At 62.3% G+C, this 12,845-nt stretch carries 12 protein-coding genes; 10 read left to right on the top strand and 2 right to left on the bottom strand.

Going from position 1 to position 12,845, the window contains the following annotated elements:
* Position 1 precedes the first annotated feature (1 nt).
* From Q4G20_RS02860 to Q4G20_RS02820, 9 genes are all read left to right on the top strand, one after another.
* Complete coding sequence (locus Q4G20_RS02860) at positions 2-796, top strand: ion transporter (RefSeq protein ID WP_303341822.1); 795 nt, start codon at positions 2-4, stop codon at positions 794-796.
* 71 nt (positions 797-867) lie between these two features.
* Complete coding sequence (gene frr / locus Q4G20_RS02855) at positions 868-1,431, top strand: ribosome recycling factor (protein WP_303341821.1); 564 nt, start codon at positions 868-870, stop codon at positions 1,429-1,431.
* Positions 1,432-1,437: 6 nt separating this feature from the next.
* Positions 1,438-2,166 carry a polyprenyl diphosphate synthase gene (gene uppS / locus Q4G20_RS02850; protein WP_303341820.1) on the top strand — a complete coding sequence of 243 codons (729 nt, stop codon included), beginning with the start codon at positions 1,438-1,440 and terminating at the stop codon, positions 2,164-2,166.
* Positions 2,163-2,945: a phosphatidate cytidylyltransferase gene (locus tag Q4G20_RS02845; RefSeq protein ID WP_303341819.1), complete on the top strand. Its 783-nt coding sequence runs from the start codon at positions 2,163-2,165 to the stop codon at positions 2,943-2,945. The genes uppS and Q4G20_RS02845 overlap by 4 nt, the downstream gene beginning before the upstream one ends.
* Positions 2,946-2,950: 5 nt before the next feature.
* Complete coding sequence (gene dxr / locus Q4G20_RS02840) at positions 2,951-4,108, top strand: 1-deoxy-D-xylulose-5-phosphate reductoisomerase (RefSeq protein ID WP_303341818.1); 1,158 nt, start codon at positions 2,951-2,953, stop codon at positions 4,106-4,108.
* Positions 4,105-5,436: an RIP metalloprotease RseP gene (gene rseP / locus Q4G20_RS02835; protein WP_303341817.1), complete on the top strand. Its 1,332-nt coding sequence runs from the start codon at positions 4,105-4,107 to the stop codon at positions 5,434-5,436. The genes dxr and rseP overlap by 4 nt, the downstream gene beginning before the upstream one ends.
* 93 nt (positions 5,437-5,529) lie before the next feature.
* Positions 5,530-7,830 carry an outer membrane protein assembly factor BamA gene (gene bamA / locus Q4G20_RS02830; RefSeq protein ID WP_303341816.1) on the top strand — a complete coding sequence of 767 codons (2,301 nt, stop codon included), beginning with the start codon at positions 5,530-5,532 and terminating at the stop codon, positions 7,828-7,830.
* Positions 7,830-8,417 (top strand): OmpH family outer membrane protein, encoded by a 588-nt coding sequence (locus Q4G20_RS02825; protein WP_303341814.1) that lies wholly within the window; start codon positions 7,830-7,832, stop codon positions 8,415-8,417. The genes bamA and Q4G20_RS02825 overlap by 1 nt, the downstream gene beginning before the upstream one ends.
* Before the next feature lie 34 nt (positions 8,418-8,451).
* Positions 8,452-8,724, top strand: coding sequence for a hypothetical protein (locus Q4G20_RS02820; protein WP_303341813.1), 273 nt, complete (start codon positions 8,452-8,454; stop codon positions 8,722-8,724).
* Positions 8,725-8,931: 207 nt separating this feature from the next.
* Here Q4G20_RS02820 and Q4G20_RS02815 read toward each other — a convergent pair whose 3' ends face one another.
* The gene (locus Q4G20_RS02815) at positions 8,932-9,930 is read right to left on the bottom strand and encodes a Fe(3+) ABC transporter substrate-binding protein (RefSeq protein WP_303341812.1); all 999 of its coding nucleotides are present in this window, start codon (positions 9,928-9,930) and stop codon (positions 8,932-8,934) included.
* A 127-nt stretch (positions 9,931-10,057) separates the two neighbouring features.
* Here Q4G20_RS02815 and Q4G20_RS02810 point away from each other — a divergent pair, with 127 nt between their 5' ends.
* Positions 10,058-11,860, top strand: a complete 1,803-nt coding sequence (locus Q4G20_RS02810; protein WP_303341811.1) for an ABC-F family ATP-binding cassette domain-containing protein — start codon at positions 10,058-10,060, stop codon at positions 11,858-11,860.
* Here Q4G20_RS02810 and Q4G20_RS02805 read toward each other — a convergent pair whose 3' ends face one another.
* Positions 11,861-12,826, bottom strand: a complete 966-nt coding sequence (locus tag Q4G20_RS02805; RefSeq protein WP_303341810.1) for a putative zinc-binding metallopeptidase — start codon at positions 12,824-12,826, stop codon at positions 11,861-11,863.
* Between the last annotated feature and the right edge of the window lie 19 nt (positions 12,827-12,845).

Below are 12,845 nucleotides of genomic sequence, written 5' to 3'. Positions count from 1 at the left end.
TATGGGCCTGCGCGACCGTATCGACGCCGCGGTTCACAGCCCGCGCGCGCAGGCCATCATCACCGGGGTGATTCTGTTCAACGCGGTGATTCTGGGGCTGGAAACATCGCCCCGCGTCATGGCGGCGGTCGGGCTGCTGATTTTGACGCTGGATGCGATCTGTCTGACGATCTTTGTCGTGGAAATTGCGGCGAAACTGATCGCCCGTGGTCCTCGTTTTTTCCGCAATGGCTGGAATGTGTTTGATTTCGTGGTCATCGGCATTGCGCTGTTGCCCGCGACACAGGGGCTGTCGGTGCTGCGCGCGCTGCGGATTTTGCGGCTGTTGCGGATTGTGTCGGTCACCCCCCGCCTGCGCCGCGTGGTCGAAGGCTTTCTGGCCGCGCTACCCGGCATGGCGTCGGTGTTCCTGTTGATGGGGATTATTTTTTACATCTTTGCCGTGATGGCGACGAAGCTGTTCGGCGCGGCGTTCCCGGATTGGTTCGGGAATATGGGCGCTTCGGCCTATTCTCTGTTTCAGATGATGACGCTGGACAGTTGGTCCACCGGAACCGTCCGCCCCGTGATGGAGGTTTACCCGTGGGCGTGGCTGTTTTTCATCCCGTTTGTGTTAATCACAACGTTTACGGTCATGAATCTGGTCATCGGCCTGATCGTCAATTCCCTGCAAGAAGCCCATCAATCCGAAGAAAATCAGGCCACTGTCGCTTATCGCGATGAGGTGCTGGCCCGGTTAACCGCGATTGAGAACCGATTAAGTGCGCAGGAAAACCGCGATCATCCGCCAAACTGACCGGCCAAGCCTTTGCAACACGCAAAGTTGCGGTTACAAGCGTAAAAAATTCAAGACGAAGGCAGGCTGCTATGTCAGATGACATCACAATCGACATCGACGATCTGGAACGCCGGATGAAGGGCGCAATGGAAAGTCTGCGCCACGAATTTTCCAGTCTGCGGACGGGCCGGGCCTCGGCCTCGATGGTGGATCCGATTCAGGTGGATGCCTATGGTCAGATGACGCCGATCAATCAGGTTGGCACCGTCAACGTCCCCGAACCGCGCATGGTCACGGTGAACGTCTGGGACAAAGCCATGGTCGGTAAGGTCGAAAAGGCCATTCGCGAATCCGGGCTGGGCATCAACCCGCAGACGAACGGCACCATCATCATGCTGCCCATTCCCGAACTGAACGAAGAACGCCGCCGCGAACTGACCAAGGTTGCCGCCCAATATGCCGAACATGCCCGCGTTGCCATCCGCAACGTGCGCCGCGACGGTATGGATCAGGTCAAAAAGGGCAAGGCCAACGGTATGCCCGAAGATGACCAGAAATTCTGGGAAACCGAAGTGCAGTCCCTGACCGACAAAATGATCGGGCAGGTCGATCAGGCGCTTGAAGGGAAACAAGCCGAAATCATGCAGGTTTAACCCCTGATGTCCGCGCTGACCGCCGCCGCGAATGTATCAGGCCGGGAACGCCCCCGCCACGTTGCCATCATCATGGACGGCAACGGCCGCTGGGCCAAGGAACGCGGCTGGCCGCGTCTGGTCGGCCATCGTCGCGGCGCGGAGCGTGTGAAACAGATCGTCCGCGCCTGCCCGGATTTGGGCGTGGACTGGCTGACGGTTTACGCGTTTTCCACCGAAAACTGGAAACGCTCGACCGAAGAAGTCCTTGGTCTGATGAAAATCTTTCGCCGCTATATCGAACGCGAGGCAAAAGGCATGTCCGAACAGGGCGTGCGGATGCGCTTTATCGGCGGGCGTGACCGGCTGGATAAGAAATTGCAGGATCTGATGGCCTCGATCGAGGCGCGGACCGCAGGCAACACCCGCCTGAATCTGACGGTCGCCATCAATTATGGCGGGCGTGATGAATTGCTGCGCGCCAGCTCGCGTCTGGCCTCAAAAATCGCTGCGGGCGAGGTGGCCACCCCGACCGAGGCGGATTTTACCGCCTGTCTGGACACCGCAGACCATCCCGACCCCGATCTGGTGATCCGCACATCGGGGGAAACGCGGACCTCGAATTTCCTGCCGTGGCAGGCGGCCTATGCCGAATATGAATTCACGCCGACGCATTGGCCCGATTTTTCGCCCGACCATCTGGCCGCCATTCTGGACCGTTTCGGCCTGCGTGAACGGCGTTTTGGCGGCGTATGACGGGGGCGGCACAGCCGGGTAAGTGGGGCGATCTGTCGCGCCGCGTGGCCTCGACCGTGGTTTTGCTGGGCATCGGGGTGCTGCTGGCGACCGCACAGGGCATCTGGCTGGTGCTGGGCATGGCCGTGATTTCGGCGGTGACGTTTTGGGAATTGGCGATGATGACCGGCGCGGATGCGCGGCGGTCGCTGTTGCTGGCTGGGCTGGCCTTTGCGGGGCAGGTCGCGGCGCTGACCGTGGGCGGGCCGCTGATGCTGGTCTTGCCGCTGTTGGTGGGCGCGTTTTTGGTGCGCGACCGGGCCGGTCTGGTCATCTTTGGCGCGGCGATCATGCTGGCCGGTTTCGGGCTGGTGGGGTTCCGCACGGCCTTTGGTCTGCCCTTTGTGCTGTGGCTGATGGGCATTGTCATCATATCCGACACGGCGGGGTATTTCGTCGGCCGCGTCATGGGCGGGCCAAAATTCTGGCCTAGTCTTAGCCCGAAAAAAACCTGGTCCGGCACGGTCGCGGGCTGGGTCGGAGCGGCGATTTTGGGTGTGGTGATGTGGTCGTTGGGCCATGGCCACGCGGCTCTGATCTGGATGTCACCGCTGGTCGCCTTTGCCGGTCAGATGGGCGACATCGCCGAAAGCGGGCTGAAACGCCGCGCGGGGGTCAAAGACAGTTCGAACCTGATCCCCGGTCATGGCGGTTTCATGGATCGGTTCGACGCGGTGACGGGGGCGGTTCTGGCGGCCATGCTGATCGGGCTGTTCACCACGCTGCCGGATGTGGGATAGATGTGATGCGGCGGGTTTCGATCTTTGGGGCGACGGGTTCGGTGGGCGCGAATGGCGTTGATCTGATCCGCCATGCGGGCGGGGCGGATGCGTTTCACGTCGTGGCCCTGACGGGGGGGCGCAACATCCCGCGTCTGGCGCAGATGGCGCGCGACCTGCGGGTCGAAATCGCCGTGACCGCGCATCCCGAATTGCTGGGCGATCTGCGCGACGCTTTGGCCGGCAGCGGGGTTGAGGCGGCGGCGGGCGATGCGGCGCTGTGCGAGGCTGCGGCCCGTCCTGCCGATTGGGCGCTGTCCGCGATTGTTGGCGCGGCGGGGCTGGCCCCCGGTCTGGCCGCTATGGCGCAGGGGTCGGTTCTGGCCTTGGCGAATAAGGAATCCTTGGTGTGCGCCGGGTCGTTGCTGCGGGGAACCGCGGATGCGGCGGGGGCCACGATCCTGCCGGTCGATTCCGAACATTCCGCGCTGTTTCAGGCGCTTAGCGGCGAAAGTTTGGAATCCGTGCGCGATGTGACCATCACCGCATCAGGCGGCGCGTTTCGCGATTGGCCCATCGAACGGCTGGCCGCCGCAACTGTGGCCGAGGCGTCGACTCATCCCAACTGGGCCATGGGGCAGCGCATCACGATCGACAGCGCATCCATGTTTAACAAGGCCATGGAAGTGATTGAGGCTAAGGAGTTTTTCGGCCTTTCCTGCGATCAGATCAAGGTTCTGGTTCACCCGGAATCCATCATTCACGCCATGGTGAACCATATCGACGGCGGCAGCATCGCGCATCTGGGCGCGCCGGATATGCGCCACGCCATCGGTTACGCGCTGCATTGGCCACGCCGCGCCGCACTGCCGGTCGCGCCGCTGGATCTGGCGGAACTGGGCAAGCTGACCTTTCGCGCGCCCTGCGAAACCCGTTGGCCCGCTTTGCGTCTGGCGCGTGAGGTGATGGCGGCGGGCGGCGCATCGGGTGCGGTGTTCAACGCGGCCAAGGAACAGGCTCTGGACGATTTCATCGCCGGTCGGATCGCGTTCACGGATATGGCCGCGCGCGTGGACATGGCGCTGACCGCGCTGTCGGCGGAACCCGGCTTCGGCACCGACCCTGACACGTTGGAAACCGTTTTACATTGGGATGGGCTTGCCCGACGAAAGGCCGCAGCATGACGGATGTGATTCTTGGCACCGCTGGCACCTTGTGGACGCTGGCGTCATTCATCACTGCCTTGGCGGTCATTGTGACGGTGCATGAATATGGTCATTACATCGTGGGCCGCTGGTCCGGCATCCGGGCCGAGGTGTTCTCGGTCGGCTTTGGTCCCCGCCTGCTGTCGCGGCGCGACCGGCGGGGGACGCTGTGGCAGGTGGCGGCGGTGCCTTTGGGCGGCTATGTCCGGTTCATGGGCGATGACAACGCCGCGAGTGCCGGGCCGGGGCGCGCGGTTGATCCCGCTTTGCGCCGCCAAACCCTGCACGGGGCGCCGCTCTGGGCGCGCTTTGCCACGCTGCTGGCGGGGCCTGTGTTTAATTTTATCCTGTCGATTGTGATCTTTGGCGGCTTTGCGATGGTGCAGGGGCTGCCGTCGGATCAGGTGCGGGTGGGCCGCATCGTGGACGCGCCGCCGGGCGTTGAAAACCAGTTGCAGCGCGGCGATCTGGTGCTGTCGGTCGGCGGGCAACGTATTGAAAACTGGCGCGATATGCGCAATCTGTCGGATGCCCTGCCGCCCGCGCCGCGCCATGAATGGGTGGTGGACCGCGACGGGCGGCGGCTGACGGTCTGGGGGCCGGACCCCGAACCCGCGCGCATCAGCGGCATTGCCCCACGCAGCGCGGCGGCGGCGGCGGGGATGCGCGCAGGCGATGTGATCACGGCGATCAATGGCGACCCGGTCGCGCGTTTCAGCGAATTGTCGCAGATCGTCCGCACGACGCAGGGCGAGCCTCTGACTCTGGACCTGTGGCGTCCGGGGCAGGGCGACCGTCAGGTCACGCTGCGCCCGCGTCAATCGGATGTGCCGACCGCCGGTGGTGGGTTTGAACAACGCTGGATGATCGGCGTCACGGGGGGCGGCGGTTATTTCGAACCCGACACCCGCCGCGCGGGTCTGGTGGAATCGCTGTCGATTGGCGTGGGTCAGACCTGGGCGATTGTCGCCAGTTCCGTGACCGGGCTGTGGGCGATGATCACGGGTCAGATCGACACCTGCAATCTGGGCGGCGCGATTTCGATTGCCGAAAGCACCGGGCAGGCGGCCAGTGCGGGCGGCGCGAATTTCCTGTGGTGGATTGCGGTTTTGTCGGCGGCGATTGGGTTTTTGAACCTGTTGCCGATCCCGGTTTTGGACGGCGGGCATCTGATGTTTTACACCTTTGAGGCCGTGACCGGCCGCCCGCCATCCGACCGCATCCTGAATGTGCTGACCATGATTGGCATGGCGGCGGTGCTGTCGCTGATGCTTTTTGGTCTGACGAACGATCTTTTCTGCCCGTGATGGCGATGCGGTTTTGACAGGCCGCGCCTGCGCGGGTAATGGAAAAACAAAAGCAAGGCCCGAACGGGCGCAGGCTGACAAATGGGGGCAGCGATGACACAGAAATTCGGTAAGGGCGCGGTTGCGCTGATGACGGCCTTGGCGGTGACGGTTCCGGTTGTGACCATGCCGGTTCCTGCGGCGGCCTATGTGTTCAACGATGTGCGGATCGAGGGGAACCAGCGGATCGAAAACGCCACCATCCTGTCGCATCTGAACCTGCCACGCGGCCAGAATGTCAGCGCCGGTCAGATCAATGACGGGTTGCAGCGCCTGCAAAACAGCGGGCTGTTTGAAACGGTGCAGGTGATCCCGCAGGGCAATCAGCTGATCGTTCGCGTCAGCGAATACCCCACCATCAACCGCATCAATTTCGAAGGCAACCGCCGCCTGCGCGACGCCCGCCTGTCCGAAGTCGTGCGCAGCCAGGCCCGCCGCGTTTACCAACCGTCCCAAGCGATCGAGGATGCGCAGACCATTGCCCAGCTTTACGCGTCCGAAGGCCGTCTGGCCGCGCGCGTTGATCCCCGGATCATCCGCCGCAGCGATAACCGCGTCGATCTGGTCTTTGAAATCCGCGAAGGCGATCTGACCGAAATCGAACGCATCAGCTTTAACGGCAACCGCGCCTTTAGCGACCGCCGTTTGCGCAATGTGCTGGACACGAAACAGGCGGGGATCCTGCGCAACTTTATCCGCCGTGATACCTTTGCGCCGGACCGTATCCCGCTGGATGAACGGCTGCTGACCGATTTTTACCGCTCGCGCGGTTACGCCGATTTCCGGGTGCAGGGCGTGGCGCCGGAAATCGCGCGCGAACGCGATGCGTTCTATATCACCTTTAACATTCAGGAAGGGCCGCGTTACACCTTTGGCCGGGTGGACACGATTTCCGAAATTCCGGGCGTGGATGCGGCGGCCTTTGCGGCGCAAAACCGGGTGCGGTCGGGGCAGGTGTTTAACCCCGCCATCATCGACAACAGCATCCGCCGGATGGAGGTGATCGCCATCCAGCAGGGCCTGAACTTTGTGAATGTGGAACCGCGCATCACCCGCAACCCGCAGACGCAGACGCTGGACCTGACCTTTGCCCTGACCCGTGGTCAGCGCATTTTCGTGGAACGTATCGACATCGAAGGCAACACCACGACGCTGGATCAGGTGATCCGCCGTCAGTTTACCACGGTCGAAGGCGACCCGTTCAACCCGCGCGAAATCCGCAACGCGGCGGAACGCATCCGGGCCTTGGGCTATTTCGCCGATGCGCAGGTCGATACCCGTCAGGGCAGCGCGCCCGATCAGATGATCGTCGGCGTCAATGTCGAAGAACAGCCCACCGGCGCGCTGCAATTCGGGGCGTCCTATGGCGTCAATTCCGGGGTTGGTTTCAATGTCAGCCTGTCGGAATCGAACTTCCTGGGTCGGGGTCAGGCGCTGTCGGTGAACCTGTCCACGGCCAAAGGCGACCGCGCGGCGAATTTCAATTTCTCGGAACCCGCGTTTCTGGGCCGTGATCTGCGCTTCGGGCTGGAGGCCGGGTATAACGAAACCAAAGGTCTGAATTCTGATTACAACACCCGGTCAATCGTTCTGGCCCCGTCGCTGGAGTTTCCGATTTCGGAACAGGGCCGTCTGGAACTGCGCTATCGCGCAGCGCAAAACCGCCTGACCGATGTTCCCGGCACCAGCTCGCAATTGCTGCGCGACGAAGAAGGAACGCGCCTGTCATCGGCCATCGGCTATGGCTATAGCTGGGACAGCCGCCGGCTGGGGCTGGACCCGAACACGGCCTATCGGTTCCGCTTCTCGCAGGATTTCGCGGGTCTTGGGGGGGATACGAAAACCATCACCTCGACCCTGAATGCCGGCGTCGAAAGCAATGCCTGGAACGAAGACATCACGCTGCGCAGCGAATTGGATCTGGGCGCGGTTCACGCCTATGGCGGTTACAACACGTGGATTCTTGACCGTTTCCGGGGAACCGGGCAGGTCCGTGGCTTTGCCCCGAACGGCATCGGCCCGCGCGATCTGGGCGCGGCGAACCGGGACGCGGTCGGCGGGCATTACTACTGGGCCATCCGGTCCGAAGCGCAATTCCCCATCGGCCTGCCCGAAGAATACGGCATCACCGGCGGTCTGTTCGCCGATATGGGGTCGGTCTGGGGGCTGGACAATCGCACCGGCACGGGCGGTCATATCGTCGATGACGGCATGAAAATGCGCGCGGCGGTCGGGGCATCGGTGTTCTGGACGACGCCGATTGGCCCGCTGCGGTTTAACTTCTCGCGTCCGGTGCGCAAAGAAGATTACGACAAAGGGCAGAATTTCGACCTGACGCTGTCGACCCGGTTCTGATGCTGGTTCGGGTTCTGACATTCTGTGCGGCGGGGGCGTTGTCCCTGCCGCATGGTGTTTGGGCGCAAGGGGCTGACCTGCCGGACGCCACAATCCCCGGCGATGCGCCGGCCGGTCACAGCCTGATCCTGACCGTTGACGAAGATATGCTGTATCTGGATTCCGCCTGGGGCATCCGCGCGCAATCGCAACTGGAAACGCAAAGCCGGATCATCGCCGCCGAAAACGACCGCCTGACGCGCGAACTCTCGGCCGAAGAAGCCGACCTGACCGCCCGCCGCCCCCTGCTGCCCCCGGCTGAATTTCGTATTCTGGCCGAAGATTTCGACCGCCGCGCCACCGATATTCGCCGTCAACGCGCGCAGGCGGTGCAGGATCTGAACGCATGGGCCGATGCCGACCGCGCCGCCTTTTTCCGCGCGGCGCTGCCGGTGATGGGGGACATAATGCAGGCACGGGGTGCGGCTGTGGTGCTGGACCGGCGCACGATCTTTGTGTCGCTGGAAAGCATCGACATCACGCAACCCCTGATCGACGCGGTGAATGATCAGACAGGCGACGGCAAGGACGCCGTGCCGCTGCCGTAAAATAAAACGGGTGCCCGCCCTTCGCGCGATCAGAATGCCGCAACATAACCGTGAGGGTGGTGCCAGAATGACAGTTTCACTGGAACAGGCATTGACGCGAACGCTGGTCGAACTCTTGTATCAGCTGGAAAAGGCTGATGCCTCGCAGATAAACAGCGATTTTGCTGTGGCTTTGATGGAATCGGTCGCCGCATCCCTCCAGCAAATCGAAGGGCGTGAGTTGGCAAGGTTCACAGCGATCATCCGCGAAATCGCGGCGGCCGATGTCAGCCAATCGCAACGCCCGTATGTGTCAGGTTTTTTTTGACAATTTCGGTATATCTGGCGGCTTGACGTAACCGTCAATCGCCCCCGGGCTGACATCGCGGCACTCTGATCGGACAGAACGAACCGCTGGTTGCGCGCCGCTGCCGTAAAATAAAACGGGCGCAAAAAAACGCGCCCGCTTATCTTCTGTGCCTAAATATCCTGCGGGGGTCTGGGGGCGCAAAGCCCCCAGCCTCTCCAACGGAAATCACCCGTCGATATTGACCTGTTCAATCAGCGTCAGAGCCTGCGGACGCAGCGCCGAGATATCCGACAGGGCCAGATTGTCCTGCGTGAACTCACCCCAGCTTGCCACCAGCTCCGACCGCTCGACGCCGTCCACAACGGGGAATTCGTTGTTGGTTTCGGCATAGATGCGCTGCGCCTCGGGGCTGACCATCCATTCCATCAGCTTCAGCGCGTTGTCTTTGTTCGGGGCATGAGCGGTCAGACCGACGCCCGACACGTTCACATGCGCGCCGCCATTTTCAAAGGTCGGGAACACGATGCGCACGGATTCCGCCCATGCTTTTTGTTCCGGGTCTTTCAGCATCACGCCCATGTAATAGGTGTTGCCGATGCTGATGTCACATTCGCCGGCCCAGATGGATTTGACCTGATCGCGGTCATTGCCTTCGGGGCGTTTGGCCAGATTGGCTTTGACGCCTTCCAGCCAGGTTTTGGTGGCTTCGGGGCCGTGATGGCCCAGATAGGCGGCGACCAGTGCGATGTTGTAATCATTGGTGAAACTGCGCGAACAGATGCGACCTTTCCATTTCGGGTCGGCCAGATCTTCGTAAGTGGTGACCTCGCCATCGGCCACGCGGTCTTTGCTGGCATAGACGATGCGGGCGCGGGTGGTGATACCGAACCACTGATGTTCGGCGTCACGCAGATCGGTGGGGATCACGTTCAGCGCGTCCAGCTCGACCGGCTGCAACAGGCCCGCATCTTTGACCTGACCCAGACGCGCGATGTCCACGGTCAGCACCAGATCGGCGGGGGTGCGCGATCCTTCGGCGGTCAGACGTTCGACCATGCCCTGATTGATAAAGGACGAATTCACCTTGATCCCGGTTTCGGCGGTAAAGGCGTTGAACAGCGGTTCGATCAATGCGGGCTGACGGTGGGAATAGACGTTCACCTCTTGCGCTAGGACGGGCAGGGCGGTGGCGCCCATCAGGGCGGCGATGATCACTGTGCGCATTGTTGACTCCTTTGGTCGGTTATGGCGCCCTTGTGTCATTCCTGATAATAACAGTCAAGAACAAATCGGCGCGCCGTCCTGACCCACCCCATTGACCACGCGCCGGGTGCTGGGTTAGGGCGCAGGCATGGCACGCGCTCCTTTGTTACAACTGACCGATATTTCGCTGACCTATGGCGGCGATCCTGTGTTTGATAACCTGTCGCTGACGGTGCAGCCCGGTGATCGGGTGGCACTGGTCGGGCGTAACGGGTCCGGCAAATCCACGCTGATGAAGGTGATGGCCGGGCTGGTCGAACCCGATCGGGGGCAGGTGGTTTTGTCGGCGGGGGTGTCGGTCGGCTATATGGAACAGGATCCTGACCTGTCGGGCTTTGCCACGCTGGGCGATTTCGCCCGTGCGGGCCTGCCCGATGGCGAAGGATACCGCGTCGATATGGCGGCCGAGGGGTTGAAGTTCGACCCCGCCCGCCCGGTTGATACCGCGTCGGGGGGCGAACGCCGCCGTGCTGCTTTGGCGCGGCTGTTGGCGCAGGCGCCGGAACTGATGTTGCTGGACGAACCGACCAACCATCTGGATATTCAGGCGATTGGCTGGCTGGAGGAACACCTGTCGCAGACCCGCGCGGGTTTTGTGCTGATCAGCCACGACCGGGCCTTTTTGCGCCGTCTGACGCGCGCGACCCTGTGGATTGATCGCGGCGATGTGCGGCGTCAGGAAAAGGGGTTCGAGGCGTTCGAGGATTGGCGCGAAGCCACTTGGGCCGCCGAAGACGACGCCCGCCACAAATTAGACCGCAAAATCAAAGCCGAAGCCCGCTGGGCCGTCGAAGGCATCAGCGCGCGCCGCAAACGCAATCAGGGCCGTGTCCGCGCTCTGGCGGCGCTGCGGGCCGAACGTGCGGGGCAAATCCGGCGGCAGGGAACGGCGGCTATGGCTTTGGATTCCGGGCCGACATCCGGCAAAAAGGTGATCGAGGCGACCGGCATTTCCAAGCGTTTCGGGGATCGTGTCATTCTGCGCCCGTTTGATCTGCGGATTTTGCGGGGAGACCGTGTGGCCTTTGTCGGGCCGAACGGTGCCGGGAAAACCACACTGATTAAAATGCTGACGGGCGAAATTGCGCCCGATGACGGCACGGTCAGTCTTGGCACCAATCTGGAAATCGCGGTGTTCGATCAGGCGCGCGCGGCGCTGAACCCGGATCAGACGCTGTGGGAATCGCTGACCGGCGACCCGGATATGCGCGTATCGGGCCGCGCCGATCAGGTCATGGTCCGCGGCCAGCCGAAGCACGTCGTTGCCTATCTAAAGGATTTTCTGTTCGACGACGCGCAGGCCCGCGCGCCGGTGCGCAGCCTGTCGGGCGGGGAAAAGGCGCGGTTGCTGTTGGCGCGGCTGATGGCGAAGCCGTCAAACCTGTTGGTGATGGACGAACCGACCAACGATCTGGACGTCGAAACGCTGGATCTGTTGCAGGATTTGCTGGGCGATTATGACGGCACGGTGCTGCTGGTCAGCCACGACCGCGACTTTATCGACCGCGTGGCCGACACGACCGTCGCCATGGAAGGGGACGGCCGCGCCGTCGTCTATGCCGGTGGCTGGTCCGATTACCGCGATCAACGCGCGCCCGACGCACCCGTGGAGGCCGCGCCCGCGCCGGTCACGAAAGCTGCGCCGGAACGCGCCAAGCCCGCGAAATCGGGGCTGTCCTTTACCGAAAAGCACCGGCTTGAGGCGCTGCCCGGCATCATCGAACGGCTTGAGGCAGAAATGGCCAAGCTGACCGAATTTCTGTCCGATCCCAACCTGTTCGCAACCGCCCCCGCCAAATTCCAAAAGGCGACCGAGGCTTTGGCCGAACGTCAGGCTGCCTTGGACGCCGCCGAAGAAGAATGGCTGACGCTTGAGGAAAAGGCGGGTTAATCACCCGCCGCGCTGAATATGGTCGCGCAGCCAACCATGCGCGAACGCAATTTTCGCCCGGATTTCTGTCGTCAGAACAAAGGGATACAGGTCGTTGTTGTCCAATGCCCGGTTGATGTCATTGACGGCGATTGCGACCTCGGACGCGATCAGCAGCAGATGCGGCGTGTCCGCGTCGGTATAGGGGTCGTAACCATCCGGCACCCCCGCCATGGACAGGCCCGCGCTGACAAAACTGTCGGTAAAATCAACCAGATGCAGCAGATGCGCGACGGTTTCGGCCCAGTCTTCATGCGGATGCGCCGTGGCATAGGGGGTAATAAACGCCGCCCCCGGATCGCGCGGTTCGGCATAATGACGCTGCAACGCCGCGCCATAATCGGCGCGTTCATCGCCAAAAACCGCGCGGAAGTCATCCAGAAACCCATCTGCAACCGCCAGCCGGTCGAACAGGAAATGCGCCAGTTCATGCCGGAAATGCCCGACCATGGACCGATATTGTTCGCCCAGATCCTGTTGACGTTGCAGGCGGATCAGAGCGTCGGCCTCGGTCACGTTGATGGTGATTTCCCCGGCGGCATGGCCCATGATGATCTGCTGACTGCGCCCGCCGGTATCTTCGGACAGCATCAGAAAATGCGGGCGGCGGCCCGTATCGGCGTCGGTAAACCAATTCCACCGGGCCAGATTCGCCAGAACCCAGCGTTTTGCCCGTTCAGCGCGGGCCAATAATTCTTCGTTATCGCCGACATGCAGCACCGGCACCACCTGCGACATCGCACAAGACCGGCACAGCGCACCATCCCCCGCCCAATTGCAGCGCAGCGCGTCCCGATTCGCGCAAGGGCTGGTCAAAGGCTGCATCTGCGCGGCTTCGGGGTCAAACGCCACCTCGCAGCCACACAGGCAGGCCAGATTGTGAAAATACAGATGCGCCCCGCAATTGGGACAGGAAAAACGTTGCATCAGGCGACCTTTGGGCGAT

Origin of the sequence: Paracoccus sp. (in: a-proteobacteria) (assembly GCF_030538495.1) — a bacterium.
GTDB lineage: Bacteria > Pseudomonadota > Alphaproteobacteria > Rhodobacterales > Rhodobacteraceae > Paracoccus.
Note: the sequence above shows the minus strand (reverse complement) of the source record. Positions and strands in the feature narration are given on the sequence as shown.